Genomic DNA, 24,460 nt, shown 5'->3' on the forward strand with positions numbered 1-24,460 from the left:
TTATCTATTTTTCGCAACTCTTCTCTGGATAGGTGCATGCGAACTCAGAACGTGGATAGATCTCGTAAAAAACGTTGTGACCCTTAAACTATCGTGATCTTCTTTTTTTGTCCAATCTTTTTTTGTGTGGAATGAGGGGGGTGAACGGTTACGTTACGGGGTTCGCTTACAGCTCTGGGCCTCTCTCTCAGTTGTATTTTCTGGGAAGTGGCGGTTTTTGTCTTTCTTGTCAGCTTGGTATTGTTTATTGTCGTTGCCATAGCTGTGGGGAGCTGATTGCCCGCCTCCGTAATTGACAGAATTAGTGCAGCTCATATCGGTTGGAAAGGATAACGTAATGCAACCACAATACATCCCGGCATGTATTTATAAAACATGCTTGCTTAAGCAGCGCGACGGCAGGATCGCCCGGCAGTCTTTCTCTCCTGCAAGAAGCTGAAAAACTTGCGGACAGAACGGCAATATGGTATCCCTTTCTTTAAGCCGGTTTTTTTGACAGGTTATCGGCATAAAAAGCATGATTGCGCTTTCACGCTTGCAATTATTTTTTCGGAGAACACGCTGATGAACAATAAAGGCTTCACCCTGATTGAACTGACTGTTGTCATAGCTGTTATTGGAATTCTTGCCGCAGTGGCCATCCCGAACTTCATTGCCTATCGGGATAAGGCCTTTCTCTGTGAAGGCTATGCGCTCTCCCAGCCTGTGCGCAGGGAAGTGATGGAATATTATGATCATCGCAGCGTGTTTCCGGCGGATAATGCCGCTCTCGGTCTGCCTGAGGCAATCCGGGGAAAATATGTGGGCAGCATCAAAGTGAGCAACGGAAATATTGAAATAAAGTACAGAGAGGACAGCAGGCAGAGCGGCGTGACCATCACCCTGCATCCTGTTGTCGGCAAGGATGATCCGACCGGCCCAGTCACTTGGGAAGAAGAGAACTCTTCAATAAAGTGAAAGGAGCAGGATATGTCCGACATTAGGCGATATACTGCGGAACTTCTTCTTGTAGTTGTCATTATCGCGTTGCTGTCTGTCCTTGCGGTCAGATCGTATCAGATTGCTCTGTTCAAGGCCGAGGTGATGGGCGCGATCACAGGTGTTTTTTATTCCGCCAAGCAAGACAGTCTCATCTATCTTGCCCTGCACGGTGAATTTCCTAAAAATACAGCGCAGGCACTGTCAGCATCGGCCGTGCAGGACAGCTCTTCGTTGTATTATGAATCGTTACCGAAAAAACAGACTATTTCCATTGAACATGGTGCTGTCCAGATCACCTTTAACGATTCCAGACGTATTTCAGGAAAAACTCTGACTATGCGTCCTGTGGTGCAGGATGATGATCCGACCGGAGCGGTTCACTGGGTTTACGGCAGGACAGCGGGCGGAAATGGTTGGAAGGTGTATGGTATTGACCGCACCGATCTTGACGACAAATATATTCCTGCTGTCCTGAAATAAACAAATAAGCGGAGAAGCTGATGACACGATTGTCCCTGAGGGAACGTAGCACGTTGTATCGGCAGGTGGCGGTGCTGCTCAAGGCGGGAGCCTCGTTGCCGGAAGCGGTGACAGTATTGCGGCTGGAGAAGGACATGCCGAAGATCGGCAGAATTGCCGGAAAAATAGAAAAAGAGATGGCAGGCGGCGTTTCTTTTGCCGAGTGCCTGCATCGGCATGAGGATATTTTCAATGCCGCATTGCGCAAAATACTGACTTCTGGGCTACCTGATGTTCAGAAAGCCGACATGCTGCAGCAGGCCGCTGAAACAGAGGAGCAATTCGTAGCCGTCGGAGTCACGGGAACAGCTCTTCTGCGCTCAGTGCTGTGGTATCCGCTGCTTGTTTTAAGCATAACCGGTCTCATCGCCTTTCTTTTGTTGATTTTTGTCATCCCGGTTTTTGAAGAGATGTTCGCCAGCATGGGTGGCTCCCTGCCCGCACTGACCGAGCTGGTTGTCGGAATCAGCAGGCCGGTTACGAGCAATCCGCTTCTGTCCCTGCTTGCTTTTGTCGCCTTGCTGGCAGGCGCAAGAATGCTGTTTCACCGGACAGCCGAAAAACTGCCGGTGATCGGCCCGCTCCTGCGCAATATAGCGGCGGCCCAATTCGCCCAATATTTCTCGCTGCTGGTCACCGCAGGTTTTTCCTTCAGGGAATCGCTTGCAGGTGCTGCCGAGTCTGTCATGAATCCCCATTATTCCGCCCTGCTCAAAGGACTGGCCGACCGGACGGTAGGCATTTCCGATCTGTCGGCGCAGATGCGGCAAAGCGGCCTGTTCCCGGAAATGCTGATCCAGGCAGCGGCGGCAGCCAAGACAGAGGAGCGGCTCGGTGCGGCAATGGGCGAGGCGGCGACCTTTTACAGCAGAAATATCAGCAGAGTCGCGACAAAGAAAATAGGCATGCTGGACATACTGGTTTTAATTATTATTGGCTTGTTGGTCGGCGTGCTGGTTGTCAGCATGTATCTGCCGATTTTCACGATGGCCGACGCAATATAACCTGAGGATGACAGGATGAGCAGGATACTGATCGTCAAGAACAGCAAAATGGTCGGAAAAATGATCGGGAGCAGGCAGGGATTCACCCTGATTGAACTGATGATTGTCATCGCGATCATGGGCATCCTTTCCACTATCGCCATCCCGTCCTATCAGGACCGGGTGATCAGAACGCAGCTTGAAGAGGCGTTCAATATGGCGGAATTCGCCCAAAAGGGTGTGGAGGAGTATTACAAGGAAACACAGCAGTTGCCGATGGACAATGTCGCCGCAGGACTGCCTCCGGCAGAAAAAATTGTCGGTAATTATGTGACCGGCCTAACGGTGGGCCAAGGCGGCGTGATCAATATCAGCCTCGGCAACAGGGCAAATAAAAACATTGTCGGCAAAACAGTCAGCCTGCGTCCCGCTGTTGTCGAAGATGCGCCGACAGTGCCGATTGCCTGGGTGGTCGGTCGGGCTTCAGTGCCCGAGGGTATGACCGTGCAGGGAGAAAACAAAACAGATGTTCTGCTCCGTCATCTGCCCATGAGCTGTCGTTATTAAAATCCGTTGTCTTCGGTTTTAACGAGCTGTCGAGTTGCGGACATTAATTCTTTTCACAGAATCAGACCACCATCCTTGTCACCCACAACCCGGAATTGGCTAAGACAGCACACAGCGCGCAGGACTGTATTATCAACCCAGAATGCGGTAGGGGAGAGCCGCTTCTTCCGGAGATCGGTATCCTAGCTGTTAATCCTGCAGAGGCCCCTGTCTTGGCTGCCTATGCTAAAGAGACGCAGATGCAACGCGCCTTTCTTTTTCACTCCAACCTTTATTATTCAGAGAAACTTTTCTTGGCAGGCCCTGCTGTTGGTGCTCCGATGGCGGTCATGTGTCTGGAAAAAATGATCGCCTTGGGTGCGAAGAAGGTTATCCTTTATGGTTGGTGTGGTTCCTTGCAAGAGGATCTGCGGGTGATGGATGTGTTCCTGCCTACGGAGGCACTCTCTGAAGAAGGAACCAGTCGCCATTACCAAGACCAGGCAGAGCAGGGCAGGGTGGTACTCCCTTCTTCCGCCCTGTGCTCGCATCTGGGAACTATTCTGGATGTAGCGGATATTCCTTTTCACCAAGGAAAGATCTGGACTACAGATGCTCCGTATCGGGAAACCCAAGCCAAGATTACTGAATATGCGAACCAGGGAATCTATGGGGTGGATATGGAGTTTTCCGCCCTCTGCTCGGTCGCAAGCTTCAGAGGAGTTGAATTGGCAGCAGCCATGTTGATTTCCGATGAAGTTTGGCGACAGCCCTGGCAGCCACGGTTTTCCCGGAAGGAGTTTAAGCGAAAGTCCCGGAAGCTACTGACGTTCCTTTGCGATACATTGTAGGACACATAAAAATATTGGTTAATGCGGAAGGATTTGGCAAGAAAAAGTGGTTTTTTAAGTGGCATTGAGGGGTTGCGCATGACGTTATTTACTGACAAAAGTTTTTTTATATTATATACTATTCAGTAATCATCTGACTGGTGTTCCTGATAGACTTTATCCAGGAAGGTGATCAGAGGGTTATCACGGTGAGAACCTCTTTGTATGCACTACTGTTTTTTTTATTAAAGTTTTTGGAGTTTCTTTATGAAGAACGTAAAAGGTATTCTATCTTTTGTAATGGTTGTCCTGTTTTCACTGTGTGTAAGCGTGACCGCCTCTGCCTCCGATGTAGTTAAAGCTGTTGGCGATACTGCTTCAGCAGTTGTTGACAGTGCTGCGGATGCTGCTACGGCGACTGCTAAGGAAAAAGCCGGTGAGGCTGTAGCAAATGCTATGGGTGAGGAGGAAAAAGATGAAGTAGCTGCTGAAGATGGTATGGATAACGCTGGTGAGGAAGAAGCTCTCGAAGAAATCGATGAAGAGAGTGATGAAGATTCCTCTGACATGATGGATGAAGAAGGGGACGACAGTGAAGCCGAGGACGAGGTTGAAGAAGAGGCTCCTGACGCAGAGTAGGTTCTGCTTGATGCAGCATGCCGTTTAATGCATTAATGGCTTTATTTTGAAAATCCCTTGGTCAATGTTCAGGTTTGGCCAAGGGATTTTTTTTACCTGCTTGTCAAAGGATCAGGGAAGTGCCCGTTCACCAAGGGAGGAAGGAGAATGGCGAACGGGCGGGTGAGGTACATCTTTGCACAGAGTTTTCACGCAGAGGGCTACAGCAACTCACTGGCCAGCATGGAAAGAGTTGAGCGTTCACCCTTTTCCAGGGTGATATGGGAGTAGAGATGCTGGCCCCGCATTTTTTCAATCAGAAAGCTCAGGCCATTGGACTGGGAATCCAGGTAGGGATGATCAATCTGATGGACATCACCGGTAAAGACGATCTTGGTGTTTTCTCCAGCGCGGGTGATAATCGTTTTTACCTCATGAGGGGTCAGGTTTTGGGCTTCATCTATGATAATATACATCTTGACCAGGCTCCTGCCCCGGATGTAGGCCAGCGGCTCAATGATCAGTTTTTTCTCCTCCAGCAGATCCTGAATCTTCTGGTGCATCTTGCTCTTTTCCTGAAACTGGTTTCGGATAACGGCCAAATTGTCATAAAGAGGCTGCATATAAGGGCCAATCTTTGACTGGATATCGCCTGGTAGAAAACCAAGGTCTTTATTAGAAAGCGGCACCACAGGGCGGGCCAGCATGATTTGGCGGTAATTTTGCCGTTGCTCTAAAGCAGATGCCAGGGCCAGCAGGGTTTTACCGGTTCCGGCCTTGCCACTGACCGTGACTAAGGGGACCTCGGTATTGCACAGGGCATGGACCGCAAAGGTCTGCTCAGCATTACGCGGCAGGATACCACAGACTTTATGTTTGCGGACAATTTGTACCTTATTTTCTCCGGAATGGTAGGTTGCCAGGGCAGATTTATTGGCTTCACGCAGGATGATAAATTCGTTAGCTGTTAACGGGTTGTCCTGGGGCACATCCAGATCATTTGCCGGCATTTCCTCACTGGTATGCAGTTCATCAATCAGGCCAAAGGGACTTTCATCAATAATGCGGGTGCCGGTATACAGGGATCCTAAATCTTTAACATGATCGGTGATGTAGTTTTCTGCCATCAGGCCTACTGCTCTGGCCTTCATGCGCAGATTCACGTCCTTGGTGACCAGAATAAATATATGGTCTGGGTTTTCCTTATATAAGGTATAGCAGATATTGAGGATCTGGTGATCCGGTTTTGCAGAAGCCGGGAAATGGCGCCGTAATTCAGGATGAGGTTCCTGCTCCAGTTTAATGGAGAGGCGTCCCTTACCTTCTCCCAAAGGAACTCCACCGTTGAAGAGTTTGTTGGAACTCAGTTCATCCAGAGAGCGGACAAATTCTCGGGCATGAAAGTTGATACTCTGGTTGCCTTTTTTGAAATGATCAAGCTCTTCCAGTACCGTAATTGGGACGATGATGTCATGCTCGTCAAAATGATTGATACAGGATGAATCATGCAGGATCACGTTGGTATCCAGGACAAATGATTTGCGAGTGTGTTGTTGTGTCATAGTTACCCCCACTATCCAATTTCCTTTTCAGCGCATCAAGCATCGCTTTCTTCTCTTAATAATACTCGTTCTCAGACTGTTTGTACAATAGAGACCGATTACCAAAAGGCTGTCCCGCTCCTGTATCTTTAAATAGTACCGTGAAAAGAGCTTGATATCTGTTTAGGAAAAGATGAGCACCGTGCATTCTTTTTCACAATTTTTTTTTATAACAACCATGTTCCTCCCAACCACCAAGAAAGAACTCAACCAGCTCGGCTGGGATTGTCTGGACGTTGTCCTGGTCAGCGGCGATGCCTACATTGATTCCCCCTTTATCGGCACAGCCGTCATTGGTCGGGTTCTCAGCGATGTCGGTTTCCGAGTCGGAATCATCGCTCAACCCAACGTGCAAGGCGATGATATCTGCCGTCTCGGTGAACCTAAGCTCTTTTGGGGCGTAAGCGGTGGTTGTGTGGATTCAATGGTGGCTAACCGGACTGCATCGGGCAAGCCCCGGAAAAAGGACGACTACACCCCTGGTGGCATCAATAATCGCAGACCAGATCGGGCCGTGCTGGTTTACGCCAACCTGATCCGCAGCAAATTTAAAAATACCTGCCCCATTGTCCTCGGCGGCATTGAGGCCAGTCTCCGTCGCATTGCCCATTACGATTACTGGTCCAATTCCGTGCGTCGCTCCATCCTCCTGGATGCCAAGGCTGACTTTCTTCTCTACGGCATGGCAGAGCGAGCGGTAAAGGAGCTGGCTTTTGCCCTGCGGGACGGAAAAGATCAGCGCCATATTCGTGGGCTTTGTTACCAATCCTCGGTGCGGCCGACAGACCATCTGAGACTGCCTGCCTATGAGGAGGTTGCTGGCAAGAGCAACCAGGCAAAAAAAGCCTTTACCCAAATGTTTCGCCGTTTTTACGAGAACAATGACCCGATCTCTGCCCAAGGCCTGGTGCAACTCCACGGTACTCGCTGGTTGATTCAAAATCCCCCGCAACCCCATCTTTCTCCCAAAGAACTAGACCATATCCACAGCCTGGATTATCAGCGGGATCTTCATCCCTTTCATCAAAAACAGGGTGCTGTGCGGGCATTGGAGACCATCCTTTTTTCTCTGACCACCCATCGAGGCTGCTATGGCGAATGTAATTTTTGCGCCATTGCGGTGCATCAGGGCCGAACTCTTGTCCAACGAACCAGAAAATCCCTTGTTGATGAGGCCAGGCAGCTGACAAAACACCCTGTCTTTCAAGGGAGAATTCATGATGTGGGTGGCCCAACTGCGAACATGTACGGGGTGGAATGCCGGAAAAAGCTCAACAAGGGGAGTTGCCCGGAAAAACGTTGTCTGTTTCCAGAGAAATGCAAGGCTATGCAGGTGGATCATAGCGAGCAGCTTTGCCTGCTGGAGGAGCTGCGCCAGCTTAAAGGGGTAAAACAGGTGGTGGTGTCCTCTGGTATTCGTTATGACCTGATTCTGGCAGATCAGAAAAACGGGCTTCAATATCTCCGTCAGGTGGTGCGCCATCATGTGTCCGGACAGATGAAGGTGGCTCCAGAGCATTGTCAGGATAATGTGCTGGCCTGCATGGGCAAGCCAGGCCGGGAAAACTTGCTTAAATTCCGGGAAATGTTTAATCGGATGAGCGCTCAAGAAGGATTGAAACAGTTCCTGACCTATTACATTATTGCGGCCCATCCAGGCTGCCGTCAGCAGGATATGCAGGCATTAAAGAACTTCGCCCAACAGGAACTCAGGGTTCTGCCCAGGCAGGTGCAAATTTTTACGCCTACGCCCTCAACCTGGTCTACTCTGATGTACTGGACTGGTGAAAATCCCTTTACCGGCAAGCCTTGCTTTGTGGAAAAGGATAATCAGGCCCGGGAGCGGCAAAAGGAGGTGTTGACCGGGCCGGGAACGAGCAAGAGGCAGGGAGAAGGGAGATCTTTTGTGAAAAAGAAGGGTTCGATGAAAAAGGGAATACTCTCCTCTCGGAAAAAAAGAGGTTGATTGCTGAAAATTGCTGTTTATAACGTTTTCTGTTGATACCCTCTTATCCCGCCATTCATAGTGGCTGATACCAACAAATTTTCTAGCCAATTGTCAGCATATCGCTTGCCATTCAGACGTTCAGCAGGGCAAGTTTTTCCTTGATGCTTCTCTCTACCAAGTCCGCCAAGGAGCCATCCGAGCCTTAGCAAGCAGAATAGCCGACGGAGTAGCCGATGCATCCCTGATCGGCAAAATCATCCAAGCCCATCAAAACTTCGACCCCGATGACCTCCCATCCCCCTTCCCCGCCTTCCAAGCCATAGACCTCGCCCTCTGGAACCTGGAATACACCGGCAAAAAGGCTGACGTAAGCAAGCTGCAAGACATCCTCAATAATCGTCCAACTCTGTAAAATACCGGGCCAGGAAGGTGTCATAGAAGAGAACGCCTGGAATGGACCATCAAGCGGTTGGAAGAGAATCTTGCAAGAATGCGGAACTGGCAGTTGCTGAATGAGGTTAATCCCTGCTCCGCTTGGCAGCCTTTTTATACACTGTGCTCTTCTCCCGTTTTCCCACAGCCACTACAATAACGACAATTTCGGCATCCAAAACCTCATACACCAACCGATACCCCACGGAGCGCAATTTAATTTTGTACCTGTTGACACTGCCTGAGAGTTTGTCAGCAGGTACATGGGGATTTTTCAGGCGCTCAGCAAGTTTCTTCTTCAATTGCTTTTTGATCGTCCCGTCCAGATTTTTCCATTCTTTCAGAGCATCAGTCAGAAATTCAAGATTATAGGTCATTCAGATCCACCTTGATTCTCTCCTGACCTGCGCGGGTATCTGCAAGGGCATTCAGTTCCATATCTTCCAGCCTGTTCAACAGCTCTTCGTAGGCTTTTGCCGGAATGCAATAGAATGCAGGTTTGTTGCGGTTCAGGATAGCGACTGACTCACCTTGGCCCTGAGTAACTACTTTCATAGGATTTTTCTTTAAATCTGATATGCTTGCTATTCTGCTGCTTAAAACAAGATCTGTCATTGTTGTTCTCCCGTGTGCATTTAAACGAGCTTGTATTAACTCTTATAATAGGGCTTTTAACAGGTCTTTGTCAAGCTGAGAACAAAGCTTTTGGAGTTAAAGACCAGCATTTGAGTTATCGAATCCGTTGCTACCCTGTTGTCCTGCCTTCCGAAATACGGTACACTGTTGCCTTTACTCATTGCAGACAGTGAACAAAAATATAGTAAAAAATACTCCAACCAAGAAGAAAGATAATGGATAATAAGGAAATTGATCAACTCATCACCGCTATGGCAGAAAAGGGAAGGGCGGCAGCCCGCAAACTGGCAGCCCTTTCCACCGCAGTAAAGAACGATATCTTGCTGGCTACAGCTGAACAGCTCAAGAGCGAGCGGGATTTTATCCGCAGAGAAAACGAGAAAGATTTGGCCGCAGGCCGGGAAAAGGGTTTGTCTCCGGCTATGCTGGATCGCCTGGAACTCAGTGATAAGGTCATTGCCTCCATGATTCAGGGGCTGGAAGAGATTGCGGCCCTGCCCGACCCCGTGGGTGAGGTGGATGATATGAAGCGTCGTCCCAGCGGAATCACGGTCGGCCGGATGCGGGTGCCCTTGGGCGTTGTGGGGATGATTTATGAATCCCGACCTAATGTGACCATTGATGCGGCTGCTCTCTGCCTTAAAGCAGGAAACGGGGTTCTGCTCCGGGGCGGTTCTGAGGCTATTCATTCCAATTTAGCCCTGGCTGGCCTATTGCAAAAGGTGCTGGAAGACCATAAGGTGCCCAAGGAGGCTGTACAGGTTATCCCGGTCACAGATCGCTACGGGGTTAATGCTATGCTGGCTCAGGAAGAATTTGTTGACGTGATCATTCCCAGGGGCGGCGAGGGCTTGATCCGTTTTGTTACGGAGAACTCCAGCATCCCGGTGCTCAAGCATTATAAGGGGGTCTGCCATCTCTACATTGATGAGGGCGGTGATATTGATACCGGTATCCGCATTGCCATCAACGGTAAGACCCAGCGGCCCGGTGTCTGCAATGCCTTGGAAGGCTTGTTGGTGCATAAGGATATTGCCGAACGTTTCCTGCCTGCGGCGGCCAAGGAGCTAATGGGAGCTGGGGTTGAGCTGTTGGGTTGTGAGCAGAGCTGTGCCTTGGTGCCGGAGATTAAGCTGGCAATGGATGCAGATTGGGGTACAGAGTTCCTGGACTTGAAAATGGTTGTCAAGGTGGTGGAAAATATGGACGAAGCTATGTCCTATATCGAACAGTATGGTTCCCAACACACTGAGGTCATTGTTACGGAGTCTTATGCTAACAGCCAGCGTTTTCTCCGGGAGGTGGATGCCTCAGCCGTGATGATCAACGCCTCCAGCCGTTTCAACGACGGGGGCCAGTTCGGCCTTGGTGCTGAGATCGGTATTTCCACCACCAAACTGCATGCCTATGGTCCGATGGGCCTGGAAGAGCTGACCACGAAGAAATTTGTGGTCTATGGTGAAGGCCAGGTCCGGCAGTAGAGAGGAGTGGAAACAGGTGTGGGGGAAGATAACGCAAAAAAACGGATCGGCCTGTTCGGCGGCACCTTTGATCCGGTGCATAACGGCCACCTGGCTATTGCCCGCCAAGCCGCTGTAGAAGCCGAGCTGGATGAGGTGCTCTTTATCCCGGCAGCAGATCCGCCCCATAAGGCTGCACTTGGTGCCTCGTTTTGGCATCGGGTGGCCATGCTGGAAACCGTGCTTGGCAGATCAGTCTTGGCCGATGATCGTTTTGCCATTTCCCTGATTGAGGCAGAACTCCCTTTTCCCTCCTATACGGTGGATACTCTGGTCGAGATCAAGAAGCGATTCTTTTATCCGAAATGCTATTTCATCATCGGTGCGGATTCTCTGCTGGATCTGCACCGATGGTACCGATACCAGAAACTCCTCAGTCTGACCCATCTTATTGTTGTTTCCCGCCCAGGTATTTCCCTCACGACCATGCAGAGTGCGATTAAACGTCTTCCTGGTTCTTTTCAACCGGCGGAGTCTGATCAACGCTGGCTCCGCCCGGACGGGGCAGAAATCCTTTTGCTTATGAATCAATTAACAAAGGATATTTCCTCCACTATGATTCGATCAGAGCTACGACAGGGCAGGGCACCGGAAGAGGTGGATCTCCAGGTGCGTGAGTATATCGCCCGGCAGGGGCTGTACAGAAATATCTGAATTATCTGGTAAAGCTGGACACAACATCATGAGCAGGAGAGAACGCAGCAAAGAAAATTAAGGAGTTACTGAAGAAGATCCCCCTGTGACGCAATACGATCCCCAAGGTGCGCAAGGCAATCCCCCTGTGACGCAAGACGATCCCCAAGGTGCACAAGGCAATCCCCCTGTGACGCATGATGATCCCCAAGGGACGAAGGGCAATCCCCTTGTGACGCAAGATAATCCCTCTGTGACGCAAGGCAATCCCCCTGTGACGCAAGACGATCCCCAAGGGGCGCAAGGCGATCCCCCTGTGACGCATGATGATCCCCAAGGGGCGTAAGATAATCCCCAGGAAGCTGTAAAAGGTGACCATAAATTTTCCCTTGCTTTTTCAGAACACGGTGGTAGTTTTTTCCTGTTTTGGGTTAAGAGAGCAAAAAAAGCAGATTATAAATAAGGAAGCGATGACGGACGAAACTTTGATAACACAAAAGGATGCTGGGAAAGCCTTACAGTAATTTGGTGACCAATTTCTCCTGGTGAGGCGGTTGTTGCATTGACCTGTCTTATAAAAAAGAAAAAGCTCTCTCTTGCAAGAGCAAGAACGGCATGTTATAACGGGGCTGTTTTGAAAAAATTTGTTGAAAAAAGTGGAAAAGGATGTGAGCGGTATTTCTGATCACCAGCATAAACCGGGACAAAAGCCAAGGATATGTACTTGGTCTGCTTTAAAAAAGCAATGGAAAGGGTATGTAGCCATCTTTCTGCGTGTATTGTTGTTCCTTATTAAGTTGGTCATCGTACTCCTTTATCTGTTGTTACGTTCTGTGCGAGATACATATATAAAAATGGCAAAAAAGCGACCTCAGAAAAAAAGAAAAAAAAGCAAGGCCAAGTCTATTGCTCATATGCCGATAAAAGAGCTGCCCAACCTTGGTCAAAATTACCTCAAGCAAGAAAAATTTGCTGAGGCAATCAAGGTATTCCGCAGGCTGAGCCAGGAAAGCGAGGATGAAGAGTGGGCGGAACCGTTCCGTTCTTCTTTCCAGGGTCGTATCAAACAGCTGGTAGCCAAAGGCATGTATAAAGAGGCTCTTGTTATTTTTCATAATATGGAAACCCAGTTTCCTGATCAGGGCCCGGAACTGCAGGATCTGCATATCTTCCTGCTGATTCATAATGGTCAACCGGACAAGGCATGGGAACTCTTTGAGCAAACAGGCGATGCTCTGACCAAACAGCAAAAACAGTTGGTTGATGAAACCTTTGCGGCATTACTGCTCAGCGGTAACGAGAAACTTGCTCAGAAAATTCCTGCTGACTCACCATTACGCAGCCAATTTTCCCATGCCCGGCAGGCTCTGCGTTGTTACAGCCTAGGACAGGATAGCGAAGCTCTGGAGCATCTGCAAGGTCTTCCCTTCCGATCACCCTATAAAAATTTTCGTATGGCGCTGAACGGCATGCTTGCCTTTCATGATGATCAGGAAACGGCTCAGACATTTTTTGATAAAATTCATGCAGATTCCCCTTTTATTGCGCTGATTTCACCGTACCTCCATTTGGTAAAGAATGGAGGAGAAAAAGAAAGCATTACCAAGACGTTTGGCAAGACAGAAGAAAAGGCAGTGCAGGAACTCTTAGGGCTGGATAAGGCCAGTTTGAAGTTTGTATCCTCGCTCCAAAAAAATGCAACAACCCCGGCTGGATTTATGCGCTGTCTTTGCAATGCCAATGCTGGTGTCTCTCTGGACAATACGGTGATCAAGCAGATAGCGTATCAACTCCTTGTTCATGATCTGTCTTGTCTGCGGATGTATGAAAAGAAATTCGGACCAATTAAGGATGACTTTGAATTGGCACGTCTTAAGGCCCTTGCTCTGGAAATACATGAAGAGTCCCCTAACATCCCGGAAAGATGGCGGCAGGCCAGCCAGATCCTGAGCAAAAGAAAAAATGCAGATGATGCGTTGAAGATCGCTTTGATGCATCGGCATATTGCCACCTGGACAGCAAAAATACATGGCCCTAGATACCGTTGGGACGACCAGAAGAAGGAATTGGAAAAAAGTCTGGATTATGATCCTGATGACAAGCAGACCTGGCTCAAGATTCATCAGCTTCTTTCCATGAGTCCTGCTGAGCAATACCGCTGGGTGAATAAAATGCTGGAGCATTTCCCCAAGGAACCGGATATTCTTTTTCTTGGTGCTGAAGCAGCAGTGGGACGCAGTGCCTTTAAAAAGGCCAGTCGTCTTGCCGGAGAATTGCTTAAAATCGACCCTATCAACACAAAGGTCCGGGAACTGCTCATCAATGCCCATATCAACCATGCCCATAAGCTTGGTAAACAGGAAAAATATGCCCTGGCCTGTAAAGAATGTGATCATGCATCCGCCTTTGGTCGAGGCAATGCCGATCAAGGCAGGATAGAGATAACCCGTGGACTGATAGAGCTGTTACAGGGCAAGGAAAAAGAAGGTCAAGCCCTGCTGGACAAAGGGGAATCACAGTATGAATATCAGACCGTTGCCCGTGTTCAGACCCGCATGGACGCTGAGTTGATGTCTGTTTCCATGGAATGGAAAAAGAAGCTTTTGACCCGTTTGAAAGCGGTTATTAAGAATACGCCGGAAAAAGAAGAGCTGTTACAACTTGTTCCTCTCATTGTTAACAGCAACAGGAATAAGGCTACGGCCTGGAAGGGAATACGTGTTGCTTTGTTGCCTTATCTGAACAAAGGTGTGAACCTTGCCTTGCATAAGGATGAGTTTGTTATGATTTGTCAGGCTTGGCAGCGACTGTCTGAGTTTGCCCTTTTGCATGCATACGGGAAAAAGGCTGCGCAACACTGGTCAGATGTTCCTTTGTTCAAGTACTATCTCGTTGTCGGGAAGAGTGAATCCGGGAAGAAAAGGCTGACAGGGAAGGATATAGAGGAACTGGAAGATGCCTCACATATGGCTATGCAACAGAAGGACAGCGCCACTGTGAATTTAATTGATGACTTTCTGGACAAGCACGCATCATTTGGTTTTTCTGGAGGCCCGCCCATAGCATTGCTGGCTGAGCTATTGGAACAAGAAATGTTAAATGAGGATGATGACGATGATGATAGAGGAAAGAAAAAACCGAGCAAAGAGGATATAGAAAGATTTTTTGAACTCTTTGGTGATCATTAAAAATATACGTTTATGAAAACACCTTATGAAATCTTAGGCATATCAAAAGATTGTAACGACGAAACTGTCAAACAGGGGTATCTGCTCATGGTGAAGCAATTTTCCCCTGAACGGTTTCCTGAAGATTTTCAACGAATCCGCCATGCCTATGAAAAGATAAAGACGAAAAAAGATCGTGCAGCTCTGGAGCTGTTTGACAAGACCTTACCGGAACCCGAAGAATTGATTCGGGAACTCAGCAAGGTCTCGACAAAGAACCGGCCTGATGAACAGACCCTGCAGGAGTTGCTTGCTCTGGGAGTACGGCAAATATAGATAGCAGTGTAATAATTAGTGCAACATATGGCGATAGACAGAACAGCGGAGATGGAGACAGGCAGGGCAGAAGAATTAGTGAGCAGGTTTCGTGATTATCTGGCAGCTGTATCCGATGATAATGGGCAACCGGCAGACAAACTGGATTTATTTTCCCTGTACAGTGAAATTAAGGCCCTGAAAAATGAGGTTAAGATTGAATCCCGGCATATAAAACAGGGATTTGTCGAGATGCAGGATGCCTTGCAAGCGCATGAAGAAAATGATCTTTGCGGGGATGCGGAACAAGACGGGCCTGAACTCGCCCCTCTGTTGGACGGCATAATTGATCTCTATGACCGTATTCACGCATCCATCCGTGCCTTGCCGGAACCTCGTGAATCTGAGCCGCAACCAGAGGGGAAAAAGAGAAAGATCTATTGGTCACGTCGTCAGATGAGGAAAGAAGAACAAGAACAGAGGGAAAGACAGAGGAAAAGGGCAGAAAGACTGCAGCGGGAACAGGATATGATTGCCTCTATGCGAGCTGGACAGCAGATGCTGCTGGACAGGATCCTCGGTCTGTTGCTGGCCTGGGATATTACCCCTGTTGCAGCCCTTGATCAACGTTTTGATCCGCATAGCATGCGGGCCGTGGGTACAGACACCCTGCCGGACCTTGCTGATGGAGTAGTAAGTGCTGAGGTACGGACAGGTTTTCAAGAGGAGGACAGGATTCTGCGTTTGGCTGATGTTCGGGTAAACCGCTTAGAACAAGGGGGTTAACACAAAGCCCCTTACTTTTACAGTCCTACTATTTTGTAAAAATTCCTGAAGCTATAAATATTTCCCCCTCTAAAAAAAAGGGGTGTAAAGACTAATGAGATTGAACAATGAATGAGATAATTATTGGTATTGACCTTGGAACCACCAACTCAGAAGTGGCTGTTGTTCAGGACGCCCATCCTGTCCTGCTGAAAAACCAGAACAGCGTGATCCTGCCTTCGTATGTGGGAATTGATCAGGACGGTGCTTTGCTGGTTGGTGAAGCAGCCCGCAACCAGTATGCAGTTTACCCGGAGCGGACGATTAAATCAGTCAAGCGCTTGATGGGAAGTGGTGACCAGGTCGAGATGGCAGGAAAAGAGTATTCTCCCCAGGAAATTTCCGCCATTATTCTCAAGTCACTCAAAGAAATTGCTGAAAAACAGCTCAAGCAAAAGGTTGAAAAGGCCGTAATCACTGTGCCTGCCTATTTTTCCGATGTCCAGCGGCAGGCAACCAGAGAGGCCGGAGAAATCGCTGGTCTGGAAGTGGTTAAGATGATTAATGAGCCCACTGCTGCTGCCTTGGCCTATGAAGGCGATGCCCATGTGGGCAAGACGATCATGGTCTATGATCTGGGGGGCGGCACCTTTGATGTCTCGGTGGTCGGTATTGAGGACGGTGTGATTGAAGTCATTGCCAGCCACGGCAACAACCATTTGGGCGGTGATGATTTTGACCGCAAGATCGTTGAACACCTGCTTGAACATCTCAAGGAAGAGCACGGCGAGATATCCCTGGCTCCTGAGGCTGAGGCGCGGATAAGCCGGGCAGCAGAACAGGCCAAGATCACCCTTTCGGACAACCCTTTTGTTACGGTAAAAGAAGAGTATCTCTTTGAAAAAGATGGGGTACCGGTCCATCTTGATCTGGAGATCAGCCGGGAAGAATATGAAGAGATGATCACGCCTTTTATTGAGGAAAGCATGGAAGCTGTGCATATTGCGCTGAAAGGGGCAAACCTGACCGCTTCTGATATTGAGGAGGTACTCTTGGTCGGTGGTTCATCCCGTACCCCTTTGGTGCAGCAATATTTTGAAAAAGAGATCGGTCTTGTTCCCCATTGCGAGATTGATCCTGATCTCTGTGTTGCAGCTGGTGCAGCTGTACAGGCTGGTATGATCAGCGGGGAGGAGGTTTCCACAGTGCTGGTTGATATTACACCCTACACCTTTTCTACAGCTTCTCTGCAAGTCAATATGCAATCCATGTCCTACGATATGGTCTGTGTGCCGCTGATCAAAAAGAATTCTCCTATCCCGGTGAAAAAGAGTGAAGTCTTTTATACCGTGCATGATAACCAGGAAAAAGTACAGATTGAAGTGTATCAAGGAGAAAGCACGGTTCCCAGTGAAAATATTCTGATCGGCGAATTTATGATCACTGGCCTTTCCCGGAAACCTGAAGGCAATGAAATAATTGATACCTTTGAGTTGGATAAGAACGGCATCCTCCATGTCACGGCCATTGAAAAATGTACTGGCAAATCAAAGAAGATAGAAATTGATAATGCCATGGCCAAGCTGGATAAAAAAGAAATGGACAAGGCCCGTGGCAAGATCGGTGAATTGTTCAGCAGCCAGTCTGATTATGATATTGATGGTGAATATGTTGTGGTTGACGAGGAGAACCAAGAAGAGACAAAACAAGGTGAGGACGCCAAAGAAGCTGTTGAGGCTGAGGCATTGATCAAGAAAGCAGAAGCCCTGATGGACGACGTAGAAACCGAAGATCAGGAAGAACTGGTCGAATTGGTGGAGGCGATTCGTGATGCCCTGAAAGTAGCGGATGGGGCACGGCTCGGCGAATCCATGCATGAGTTAAATGAGGTGATTTTTTATCTGGAATCATAATGATGGAACGTTGTCCTGTCTGCCGGGCCTGGTTTAAGGGCATGCCTGTTTGCCGACGTTGTAAATCTGACCTGACCGATCTTCTTGCTCTGGAAAAACAGGCTGAGTTCACAATGATTCAGGCTGTACAACAGCTGAAGGTCGGTAATCTCCACAAAGCCCGGCTGCTTTGTGAGTGCTCTGAGAAACTGCATCGCACCGAATTTGGTGCAAAACTCCTTGGGTTTATTGATACCTTGGTTTTGGAGGAAAAAATAGCTGCAGAGGATTTGATATGGCAAAGGCAATAAGGAGTTATGGGGGATTTACCTTTTGTATTGCGAGGCTTGTGGGGGCTCCCTGTAATTTTTTATTTGTTTTATTTGGTTCCAAGAGAAGGTGCTCGCCAGGTGTATACCGCAGTGACAGCATAGTTCCAAACTGAACTGACGCCTATTCCTGCCAGGGCTGAAAGTATCCAGTTGGTCTGTCGCTGAAAGAGCAACGAGGAGATCCCTACATTGGCTGCTGCCCCTATCCCACAAACCAAGGTAAAGGAAAACCAGCCTGTCAGTAACTTCCTGCCCTTAAGCTGAACATCGTTATAAGTGAAGAAGTTATTCAGAAGAAAGTTGGTGGTCATTGCAGTCAAGGTGGCAAAGGTCTGCCCCAGCATAAAAGAGGCTCCGGTTATGCGAAAGACAAGGAGCAACACCAGAAAATGGACAAACACACCAATGCCGCCCACCAGAGTAAAGGCCACAAAACGAACCGGGATCAGGTGTCCGATCCACTTATCCAGCAACAGCATTGCAAATTCAAGTAAGGCCCGATTATCCAGCTTACTTTCACCAGCATTGCGTTCTTTAAAGGTATAAGGAAGCTCTAAAAAACGCATGGGCGTTGGGGAGGAGGCAAAAAGATCCAGCAGGATCTTAAAACCTATGCCGGATAGCCTGCGAACACGTTGCATCAGGGCTTCCCGTCGAATCATAAAAAAACCACTCATGGGGTCAGTCAGCTCAGTGCGGGTAAAATAACGGCTGATGCGGGTCGCAAAGCGGCTGTAAGCAGCTCTTTTGGTATCCCAGCCACCAATGCCGCCTCCATCTGTATATCGACTGCCCACCACTATGTCAAGTTGCTGGCTGCGCAGGGCTGTCAACATCTCTGGCAACAGGGTCTCATCATGCTGAAGATCTGCATCCATCACTGCGAGATAGGGAGCAGAAGATGAGAGCATACCTTCCACACAGGCAGACGTAAGTCCCCGCCGATCAATGCGATGAATAAGGCGAACACGAGGATTTTGAAAGGCCATATCTGCAACCTTCCGGCTAGTTTTATCCGGGGAATCATCATCCACAAAAATGACTTCCCAGGCAATTCCTTGAAGAGCCTTGGTCAGGCGATGGGTAAGTTCCTCTACATTATCAACTTCATTATAGCAGGGAACCACGACAGAGAGCAGGGGCGCAGCTGAAGCTTTATCTCGATGATTGTGCATAAGTGAAGCCACCCTGAAACGAGTGCTTTTTGCAGTAGAACTGATTTTAGTGAGATGCGTTATTATCCCGCCCCTGAAGGGGGCAGGATGAGCAAGAGCATGGAGAGTTCATTTTTTTCTGTCTAACTTTGATTTTTAAACCACTTATGCCATCGGGTTTCTCTTGCTTCTTTATGGGTGATACTACAGCCTTGTTGGGTTGAGCATTGTTTGCCTTGCGAACAGTCATTGTTTTGTTGTTGGCGCGTTCGACAGTGATGTTCAAAACGTGGGTGGTAAGAGACTCCGCAGGATTGGCAGCGAATTTCGCCACAATCATGTTGTTTTTTCTTTTTATACTGTGTGCCGCATGTTCTGCATTGCTTCATGCCACAACGATGCTCAACGCCTCGGGGATATATTTGACCACATGATTTGCACGGTACCTTATTGCAGTAATGATCAACTCCTTTAGGGTACCGAGTACCACAGAGTCTGCATTGCACCATGTTAATCTGCTCTGTTGTAGTGCTACATGTCGTCTTGCATGTCTTGCATTGGTAACTGTCCTTGCGAACAATCTTTTCTCTGCACGGTTTTTTCTGCGTAGTGCATCTCGCACGTTTATTGCAATTGCATTTCTTCCCGCTACGATAATGTTGCCTGCACTGTGGTTCTTTGCATTGTTTTTGTTGGCCGAGAGAACAAGGCTGGACTTGAGGTGGTGGTGCGGGTATATCGCATTGGTAAGAAAATGCTGTCCCTGCTGGGAACAAGAGTGTGACAAAAAAACTAACCGCAAAAATAGATTTCATACTTCCTCCTGTGTTTAAAAATAAGTGATATAAAGGTCTCAGTAATGAGGAGTACCCCAGTTTTTCAATCAGGACAATAAAAAAATTATGCTTTAATGGAATAAAATTTATCAATCATTCGTTTATGATTCAGTGCAACACTGCAATCGCGTAGCAATAACCCTGTCATTTCTTTTTCAGGGATAGGAGGGCTAAAAAGAAAGCCTTGCCCTTCATGACACTTGTTTCTTTGCAGGAAGAACAGATGTTCCTCTGTTTCTATGCCTTCGGCAATAACTTTGAAATTCAGATTTTGGGCAATGGCAATGATACCCAGAGTGATAGCCGCATCTGTGTTATTGGTGGTAACATTAGTGATAAAGGAACGATCAATTTTTATTTTATCGACCTGGAGATGCTGTAAATAGCTCAGTGAAGAATACCCTGTCCCGAAATCGTCAATTGCTAACTTGATGCCCTCTGCCCGCAGTTTGCTGATCAGGTCAACAGTGAAATCTATATTTTCAATAAGCACGCCTTCTGTAAATTCAACCTCTAGTGATTCTGGAGGAAAACCAGTACTTTCTATGCAACTCATGATTTGGTAGAACAGATCCTGACGTCGGAGCAAACGGCCTGAGATATTAACAGCCATGATGAATTTTCGAAAACCCATGTCCCGCCATTTTTTCCCTTGTAAACAGGCTTGACGGACCAGGTCAATACCCAATTTTTCAATCAACCCGGTATTTTCAGCAATGGGGATAAAGGCTGCCGGAGAAACCAGACCTTTGACAGGATGAATCCAGCGGGCCAGGGCCTCCATTCCAGAGATGGAACCATCAACCAGACTAATTTGCGGTTGATAGAAATTAATCAGGGCATCATCAGCCACGGCCTGACGAAGATCATTTTCCAGGTATAGACTTTGTGCAGCCTGAATTTTCATACCAGAGTTCCAGGCACGGATCCTGTTACCTCCTTCACTCTTGGCTGCCTCCATAGCTGTATCTGCATTGCGCAGGATATCCAATGGCGTGTCCCCGTCCTCTGGAAACATACTGATTCCAACACTGGGCCGGATAAGAATAGCACGGGACTCATTATTCAACGGGGTGCGGAATCGCTGCATAATATTTTTTGATAGCTTTTCAGTATCCTCCTTGTTTGCAGGAGGTGGAAGGATGATTGCAAATTCATCACCGCTCAGGCGGGCAACATGGGCAGCACCTGCATCTTTTGCGCATTGCTGGAGTATGGTGGAAACACTACAGAGTATCTTATCACCAAAGCCAGGACCAAAGATTTGATTGATGCGTTTAAAATGGTCCAGGTCAATGTAGACCAAGCCTATTCTGCTGTCATCTTCATGGGCGGCATGTATTGCATCTTCCAGATATTGCTGAAAGGAAGGCCGATCAATAAGACCGGTTAGTGAATCATGGGTGATTTCGGTGGAGAGATGATCAGCAGATGTATTCTGCGAATCCCATTTCAGCGGTGAAGATCGGCTGAGAGGCTCATCCAAATATAAGAGACAGATAAATCCTTTTTCCTGGCCTTCTTCCTGACCATCTGAATATTTAAAAGAGATAATAGAGGGTTTTTCTTCAGCCTGGTCAATCTCATCTTTACCTTGCCGCCCCTGCCAATTACCCTGGCGAATAGCATCTTTCAGAAAAGCCCTGGCTTCCCATTTATCCTGATGTATAGACTGTTTCATTGCCTCCTTGACTGAGTATTCGGAATCCACCAATCGGATGACCTGATCAATTCGTTTCGCCTGAATGGCTTTTAAGCTATAGCCAGTTCGTTTGAGGAAAACAGGGTTAGCATAAACGATGCGTTGTTCAAGATTAATAAACAGGATACCACAGTCCTGATTATCCATGACCTGACGACGAATAGATAACTCTTTCTGGAGCCTGAATGCGTTGGTTTTGGCCTGATGAAGCTGGGTTTTATACTCAGCTAATTGTTGCTGCAGGATTGCTGTGTCCTTTCCTGCTTCTGGCAACACTGTCTTTGTAGAAGGGGATGCTGTTGACTTTTGTTCAGAATCTGTTGTTGTGCTTTCTTCAACCGAAGTGTCTGGTTGCTCTTCTTCGTAAACAATATTTATTGTGCCCCAGCTCATAAGGTGTTCTTCGCAGTAAATAAGACTAACATCATTATATCCTGGAGAAAATCTGTCATCATTTTTCAGAGGGTTAATATTTACTGTAAAGGTATTTTTGGATGTTTTTTGGACTGAAATCAGGTCAGCAACTTCCTGAAAAGGTTCTACTGTGAGCTCTGGGGACGGAGTATCTTTGACTGTAAAGACCAGCTGGATTTGTTGTTCCTGGTTGATGCGTTCCGGCTCTAAACGCACTACTTCTGGATCCCATGTAATGCCGGGATTGCTGCCAGTGCTTTGTCGTTTCTGATCAAGAAAAGGAAACGGGCTATGAAAACCGCAAAATTGACAGGTAAAGCTATTGTTTTCAATCAGAGCGGGGGTCAGAGTGATGGTGTTTCGCTGACCGCATTCTTCACAAAAGAGAATCATGGGGAACGTACGTTACTTGTTTTTTGTCAAAAAAATCTTGTGCCATTGTAAATGTTGTGGTCAGTTTTTGGGCGCAAGAGGAGTTGGCGTTATGTGGCTTTGGTGTAACGATTCAAAACACGATACAACATGTCTGGCAGGTCGTTCTTATTACGAGAACTTCGTTGAATTTGTTTCAGGCATTTTTCCAGGGTTATTTTCTCTCCCAGGAAGATATGGCGAAGAATCAAGGATATTAGCCGGGTTATTGTTGTGAGGTTTGATATACGCGATTGTAACTCATGGTCACGATCAAAGGCTGTTGAGGCAAAGACTTCCACTGGCTGACCATCAACTTCACTGACCGAGAGGTACCATTTATTATGATCACGATCAATGGTTCGGTAGCGTTTACCGTCCAATACATCAGAGAGTACCGGGTCTGCGGCCTTGGTTACAAAAGTTCCGTTGGCGGAGTCGAGGGTATTATAATTATGGATGTGTGGTAATATCTTTTCTACAAGAGCAGGATTGTTTTTAAGTGCTTCTACAAGAGAGCAACAGGCTGAACATGCCTGAAATTCGAATATTCCTACTGTTGGTTCTTCGGCTCCACATAATTGACAGCAGGGGGATAATATTTTTTCTACATCCACATGGCCTCCTTTGAACTCACTCTGTTAATTAGACTTTCTTTCTTAGAGTACAACGTGTCGGCAAAAAGAACAACTGTAGTTCTGCAAAAGAGACGAGAAGGAAGAAAAAAACTATTTGGGAAGTTTGAAGAAATGGTAAATTGCATGGGTTTTAGAAACGAGTCAAAAATTTTGGCATGAATATTTTTTATCAATGACCCGGCTTAGAATAAAAAATGGCCGGAGGAGAAGAATGAAGTATGGCGCGACGCTATAATAAACGATTTGACATTGCAGTCCGTTATGAACAGGTACGACGAAAAAACCTTATCAGTGCAACTCCTGGGGTGCATGAGTACATCCTTGTATTGGATGGACTTAAACCGGATTTTAATATCGGTAAGATTTTTAGAACAGCAGATGCCTTTGGAGCCCGTGAGATTCATCTGGTGGGGGTAAGTGCATTTAATCCAGATTCAGCTAAGGGCTCTGTGCGCTGGGTGCCGTTTTATCATCATGAAGATTTTTCTTCCTGTTATCAGTACCTAAAAGAAAAGAGATATGTGTGTACTGTGTTTGAACCTGGTCGTTCCAAGTTGCTGGGAAGTTGCTCGTTGGCAAAGAAATCAGCCTTTGTCATGGGACACGAGGAGTTTGGTATCAGTTTTGATAAATCAATGTATCCCGATATTGAAACGATCTCAATTCCGCAATGGGGGCATGTCCAGAGCCTGAACGTCAGTGTAGCGGCGTCTATTGTGATGTATGAGTACATTCGGCAGTACGGTAGGCCAATCTCTGAGGGGCTGCCACAAAAAGAGGCTGGAGTGAATTTCTGTCCAGAAACAGGTGGAAGGTAAAAAAACAAATAGTGACTCAAAAAAAACGTTTTTTCAGCTTGATAGAGTTTGTTGGTGCGTCCAGGTGTTCTTACGCTTTCATTTTATGAGTGGCTACGATTGAGCTTGGTGAAATAGGAGGCTGCTTTTTTTACTTGACTATAGGGTAAGTATGTATTAATCCTCTAGAGTTCATTAAAAGCGTTCCCCACGGTCTGTGACCGGGGCCAAACCTCGAAGTAACAGCGACGTACACATCATATGTTACTTAGAAATATTACTCGGAAATTTATGCCCCTCAGTTAAAATGAGCCTCCAGGAAAGGTATCTCATAAAAAGAGCTGTGAAGGGCTGATTTTATATTGCAGGTTGTATATTTTAACTTATCTCAATTTAAGAAGGAGAAAATCATGAAGTCATGTGTCGTTGCCCTTACTGTTGCATCTCTGCTGGTTGCTGGTTCTGCTTTTGCAAGTGAAGAACTTTTAAAAAGTAATAACTGCATGGTCTGTCATAAAATGGCCGAAAAGGCTATGGGCCCGAGTGTAGCAGATATTGCAAAAGCAAATGCTGACACTTCAGCAGAAGATTTGGCCAAATTCATCAAAGAAGGCGGTAAAAGTGAAAAGTATGAGGGGATAGCTATGCCAATGCCTCCTCAGGCTAATGTGAGCGACGAAGATGCTTTGGCAATGGCTGAGTGGATTAAGACTCAGGCAGCTCCAGCAGAAGAAGAAGAAGCTCCAGCAGCAGCGGAGTAGTTTTTTCCTGTAGTTTATAACATACCGTG

The 24,460-nt window shown here is 47.4% G+C and carries 25 protein-coding genes; 16 read left to right on the top strand and 9 right to left on the bottom strand.

The window, feature by feature from the left end; translation table 11 throughout:
• The first annotated feature begins 564 nt into the window (after positions 1–564).
• The 6 genes from L2082_RS05980 (at position 565) to L2082_RS06005 (ending at position 4,498) form a co-directional block, all read left to right on the top strand.
• On the top strand, positions 565–957 hold the full coding sequence (locus L2082_RS05980) for a pilin (protein WP_446009606.1): 393 nt from the start codon (positions 565–567) through the stop codon (positions 955–957).
• Positions 958–969: 12 nt separating this feature from the next.
• Positions 970–1,461 carry a pilin gene (locus L2082_RS05985; RefSeq protein WP_446009605.1) on the top strand — a complete coding sequence of 164 codons (492 nt, stop codon included), beginning with the start codon at positions 970–972 and terminating at the stop codon, positions 1,459–1,461.
• A gap of 20 nt (positions 1,462–1,481) precedes the next feature.
• Entirely contained in the window at positions 1,482–2,504 is a 1,023-nt protein-coding gene (locus L2082_RS05990) for a type II secretion system F family protein (protein WP_446009604.1), read from the top strand.
• A gap of 15 nt (positions 2,505–2,519) precedes the next feature.
• Positions 2,520–3,050 (top strand): pilin, encoded by a 531-nt coding sequence (locus tag L2082_RS05995; protein ID WP_446009603.1) that lies wholly within the window; start codon positions 2,520–2,522, stop codon positions 3,048–3,050.
• A 95-nt stretch (positions 3,051–3,145) separates the two neighbouring features.
• Entirely contained in the window at positions 3,146–3,880 is a 735-nt protein-coding gene (locus tag L2082_RS06000) for a nucleoside phosphorylase (protein ID WP_446011532.1), read from the top strand.
• 246 nt (positions 3,881–4,126) lie between these two features.
• Positions 4,127–4,498: a hypothetical protein gene (locus tag L2082_RS06005; protein ID WP_446009601.1), complete on the top strand. Its 372-nt coding sequence runs from the start codon at positions 4,127–4,129 to the stop codon at positions 4,496–4,498.
• A 200-nt stretch (positions 4,499–4,698) separates the two neighbouring features.
• Here L2082_RS06005 and L2082_RS06010 read toward each other — a convergent pair whose 3' ends face one another.
• Positions 4,699–6,039, bottom strand: a complete 1,341-nt coding sequence (locus L2082_RS06010) for a PhoH family protein (protein WP_446011533.1) — start codon at positions 6,037–6,039, stop codon at positions 4,699–4,701.
• A 217-nt stretch (positions 6,040–6,256) separates the two neighbouring features.
• Here L2082_RS06010 and L2082_RS06015 point away from each other — a divergent pair, with 217 nt between their 5' ends.
• Positions 6,257–8,044 (top strand): YgiQ family radical SAM protein, encoded by a 1,788-nt coding sequence (locus L2082_RS06015; RefSeq protein WP_446009607.1) that lies wholly within the window; start codon positions 6,257–6,259, stop codon positions 8,042–8,044.
• 184 nt (positions 8,045–8,228) lie between these two features.
• Here L2082_RS06015 and L2082_RS06020 read toward each other — a convergent pair whose 3' ends face one another.
• The 3 genes from L2082_RS06020 to L2082_RS06030 all read right to left on the bottom strand — a co-directional run bounded on the left by L2082_RS06020 (position 8,229) and on the right by L2082_RS06030 (position 9,073).
• A complete protein-coding gene (locus tag L2082_RS06020) occupies positions 8,229–8,462 on the bottom strand; it encodes a hypothetical protein (protein WP_446009598.1) in 234 nt (77 codons plus the stop codon).
• An 82-nt stretch (positions 8,463–8,544) separates the two neighbouring features.
• Complete coding sequence (locus L2082_RS06025) at positions 8,545–8,835, bottom strand: type II toxin-antitoxin system RelE family toxin (RefSeq protein ID WP_446009597.1); 291 nt, start codon at positions 8,833–8,835, stop codon at positions 8,545–8,547.
• Positions 8,825–9,073, bottom strand: a complete 249-nt coding sequence (locus L2082_RS06030; protein ID WP_446009596.1) for a type II toxin-antitoxin system Phd/YefM family antitoxin — start codon at positions 9,071–9,073, stop codon at positions 8,825–8,827. Before L2082_RS06030 ends, L2082_RS06025 begins: the two co-directional genes overlap by 11 nt.
• A gap of 236 nt (positions 9,074–9,309) precedes the next feature.
• Here L2082_RS06030 and L2082_RS06035 point away from each other — a divergent pair, with 236 nt between their 5' ends.
• Both L2082_RS06035 and nadD read left to right on the top strand, forming a co-directional pair.
• Complete coding sequence (locus tag L2082_RS06035) at positions 9,310–10,575, top strand: glutamate-5-semialdehyde dehydrogenase (RefSeq protein WP_446009595.1); 1,266 nt, start codon at positions 9,310–9,312, stop codon at positions 10,573–10,575.
• A gap of 18 nt (positions 10,576–10,593) precedes the next feature.
• Positions 10,594–11,268: a nicotinate (nicotinamide) nucleotide adenylyltransferase gene (nadD, locus tag L2082_RS06040; protein ID WP_446011534.1), complete on the top strand. Its 675-nt coding sequence runs from the start codon at positions 10,594–10,596 to the stop codon at positions 11,266–11,268.
• Position 11,269: 1 nt separating this feature from the next.
• Here nadD and L2082_RS06045 read toward each other — a convergent pair whose 3' ends face one another.
• Positions 11,270–11,626, bottom strand: a complete 357-nt coding sequence (locus L2082_RS06045; RefSeq protein ID WP_446010833.1) for a hypothetical protein — start codon at positions 11,624–11,626, stop codon at positions 11,270–11,272.
• A 475-nt stretch (positions 11,627–12,101) separates the two neighbouring features.
• Here L2082_RS06045 and L2082_RS06050 point away from each other — a divergent pair, with 475 nt between their 5' ends.
• The 5 genes from L2082_RS06050 to L2082_RS06070 all read left to right on the top strand — a co-directional run bounded on the left by L2082_RS06050 (position 12,102) and on the right by L2082_RS06070 (position 17,697).
• Positions 12,102–14,435 (top strand): tetratricopeptide repeat protein, encoded by a 2,334-nt coding sequence (locus L2082_RS06050; protein WP_446010832.1) that lies wholly within the window; start codon positions 12,102–12,104, stop codon positions 14,433–14,435.
• 12 nt (positions 14,436–14,447) lie between these two features.
• A complete protein-coding gene (locus L2082_RS06055) occupies positions 14,448–14,750 on the top strand; it encodes a J domain-containing protein (RefSeq protein WP_446010831.1) in 303 nt (100 codons plus the stop codon).
• A gap of 27 nt (positions 14,751–14,777) precedes the next feature.
• A complete protein-coding gene (gene grpE, locus L2082_RS06060; protein WP_446011535.1) occupies positions 14,778–15,515 on the top strand; it encodes a nucleotide exchange factor GrpE in 738 nt (245 codons plus the stop codon).
• 107 nt (positions 15,516–15,622) lie between these two features.
• The gene (locus tag L2082_RS06065) at positions 15,623–17,407 is read left to right on the top strand and encodes an Hsp70 family protein (RefSeq protein ID WP_446009080.1); all 1,785 of its coding nucleotides are present in this window, start codon (positions 15,623–15,625) and stop codon (positions 17,405–17,407) included.
• The gene (locus L2082_RS06070; RefSeq protein WP_446009081.1) at positions 17,407–17,697 is read left to right on the top strand and encodes a hypothetical protein; all 291 of its coding nucleotides are present in this window, start codon (positions 17,407–17,409) and stop codon (positions 17,695–17,697) included. The genes L2082_RS06065 and L2082_RS06070 overlap by 1 nt, the downstream gene beginning before the upstream one ends.
• Before the next feature lie 68 nt (positions 17,698–17,765).
• Here L2082_RS06070 and L2082_RS06075 read toward each other — a convergent pair whose 3' ends face one another.
• The 4 genes from L2082_RS06075 to L2082_RS06090 form a co-directional block, all read right to left on the bottom strand.
• A complete protein-coding gene (locus tag L2082_RS06075) occupies positions 17,766–18,893 on the bottom strand; it encodes a glycosyltransferase (protein WP_446009082.1) in 1,128 nt (375 codons plus the stop codon).
• A gap of 46 nt (positions 18,894–18,939) precedes the next feature.
• On the bottom strand, positions 18,940–19,212 hold the full coding sequence (locus L2082_RS06080) for a hypothetical protein (protein WP_446009083.1): 273 nt from the start codon (positions 19,210–19,212) through the stop codon (positions 18,940–18,942).
• A 560-nt stretch (positions 19,213–19,772) separates the two neighbouring features.
• On the bottom strand, positions 19,773–22,217 hold the full coding sequence (locus L2082_RS06085) for an EAL domain-containing protein (protein ID WP_446009084.1): 2,445 nt from the start codon (positions 22,215–22,217) through the stop codon (positions 19,773–19,775).
• An 89-nt stretch (positions 22,218–22,306) separates the two neighbouring features.
• Complete coding sequence (locus L2082_RS06090; protein ID WP_446009085.1) at positions 22,307–22,852, bottom strand: TSCPD domain-containing protein; 546 nt, start codon at positions 22,850–22,852, stop codon at positions 22,307–22,309.
• A gap of 239 nt (positions 22,853–23,091) precedes the next feature.
• Between L2082_RS06090 and L2082_RS06095 the strand changes: the two genes are divergently transcribed.
• Positions 23,092–23,691 (top strand): TrmH family RNA methyltransferase, encoded by a 600-nt coding sequence (locus L2082_RS06095; RefSeq protein ID WP_446009086.1) that lies wholly within the window; start codon positions 23,092–23,094, stop codon positions 23,689–23,691.
• Positions 23,692–24,080: 389 nt separating this feature from the next.
• Positions 24,081–24,431, top strand: coding sequence for a c-type cytochrome (locus L2082_RS06100; protein WP_446009087.1), 351 nt, complete (start codon positions 24,081–24,083; stop codon positions 24,429–24,431).
• Positions 24,432–24,460 lie beyond the last annotated feature (29 nt).

The organism is Candidatus Electrothrix sp. (genome assembly GCF_052785085.1).

Bases quoted from the DNA above. Each gene is read 5' to 3' on its own strand.
- L2082_RS06080 (WP_446009083.1), bottom strand. From the start codon at position 19,212: ATGATTGTGGCGAAATTCGCTGCCAATCCTGCGGAGTCTCTTACCACC.
- L2082_RS06100 (WP_446009087.1), top strand. From the start codon at position 24,081: ATGAAGTCATGTGTCGTTGCCCTTACTGTTGCATCTCTGCTGGTTGCT.
- L2082_RS06070 (WP_446009081.1), top strand. From the start codon at position 17,407: ATGATGGAACGTTGTCCTGTCTGCCGGGCCTGGTTTAAGGGCATGCCT.
- L2082_RS05980 (WP_446009606.1), top strand. From the start codon at position 565: ATGAACAATAAAGGCTTCACCCTGATTGAACTGACTGTTGTCATAGCT.
- L2082_RS06005 (WP_446009601.1), top strand. From the start codon at position 4,127: ATGAAGAACGTAAAAGGTATTCTATCTTTTGTAATGGTTGTCCTGTTT.
- L2082_RS06065 (WP_446009080.1), top strand. From the start codon at position 15,623: ATGAATGAGATAATTATTGGTATTGACCTTGGAACCACCAACTCAGAA.
- L2082_RS06095 (WP_446009086.1), top strand. From the start codon at position 23,092: ATGGCGCGACGCTATAATAAACGATTTGACATTGCAGTCCGTTATGAA.
- L2082_RS06050 (WP_446010832.1), top strand. From the start codon at position 12,102: ATGGCAAAAAAGCGACCTCAGAAAAAAAGAAAAAAAAGCAAGGCCAAG.
- L2082_RS06035 (WP_446009595.1), top strand. From the start codon at position 9,310: ATGGATAATAAGGAAATTGATCAACTCATCACCGCTATGGCAGAAAAG.
- grpE (WP_446011535.1), top strand. From the start codon at position 14,778: ATGGCGATAGACAGAACAGCGGAGATGGAGACAGGCAGGGCAGAAGAA.
- L2082_RS05995 (WP_446009603.1), top strand. From the start codon at position 2,520: ATGAGCAGGATACTGATCGTCAAGAACAGCAAAATGGTCGGAAAAATG.
- L2082_RS06055 (WP_446010831.1), top strand. From the start codon at position 14,448: ATGAAAACACCTTATGAAATCTTAGGCATATCAAAAGATTGTAACGAC.
- L2082_RS06020 (WP_446009598.1), bottom strand. From the start codon at position 8,462: ATGACACCTTCCTGGCCCGGTATTTTACAGAGTTGGACGATTATTGAG.
- L2082_RS06010 (WP_446011533.1), bottom strand. From the start codon at position 6,039: ATGACACAACAACACACTCGCAAATCATTTGTCCTGGATACCAACGTG.
- L2082_RS06015 (WP_446009607.1), top strand. From the start codon at position 6,257: ATGTTCCTCCCAACCACCAAGAAAGAACTCAACCAGCTCGGCTGGGAT.
- L2082_RS06085 (WP_446009084.1), bottom strand. From the start codon at position 22,217: ATGATTCTCTTTTGTGAAGAATGCGGTCAGCGAAACACCATCACTCTG.
- L2082_RS06075 (WP_446009082.1), bottom strand. From the start codon at position 18,893: ATGCACAATCATCGAGATAAAGCTTCAGCTGCGCCCCTGCTCTCTGTC.
- L2082_RS05990 (WP_446009604.1), top strand. From the start codon at position 1,482: ATGACACGATTGTCCCTGAGGGAACGTAGCACGTTGTATCGGCAGGTG.
- L2082_RS06045 (WP_446010833.1), bottom strand. From the start codon at position 11,626: ATGGTCACCTTTTACAGCTTCCTGGGGATTATCTTACGCCCCTTGGGG.
- L2082_RS05985 (WP_446009605.1), top strand. From the start codon at position 970: ATGTCCGACATTAGGCGATATACTGCGGAACTTCTTCTTGTAGTTGTC.
- L2082_RS06030 (WP_446009596.1), bottom strand. From the start codon at position 9,073: ATGACAGATCTTGTTTTAAGCAGCAGAATAGCAAGCATATCAGATTTA.
- L2082_RS06025 (WP_446009597.1), bottom strand. From the start codon at position 8,835: ATGACCTATAATCTTGAATTTCTGACTGATGCTCTGAAAGAATGGAAA.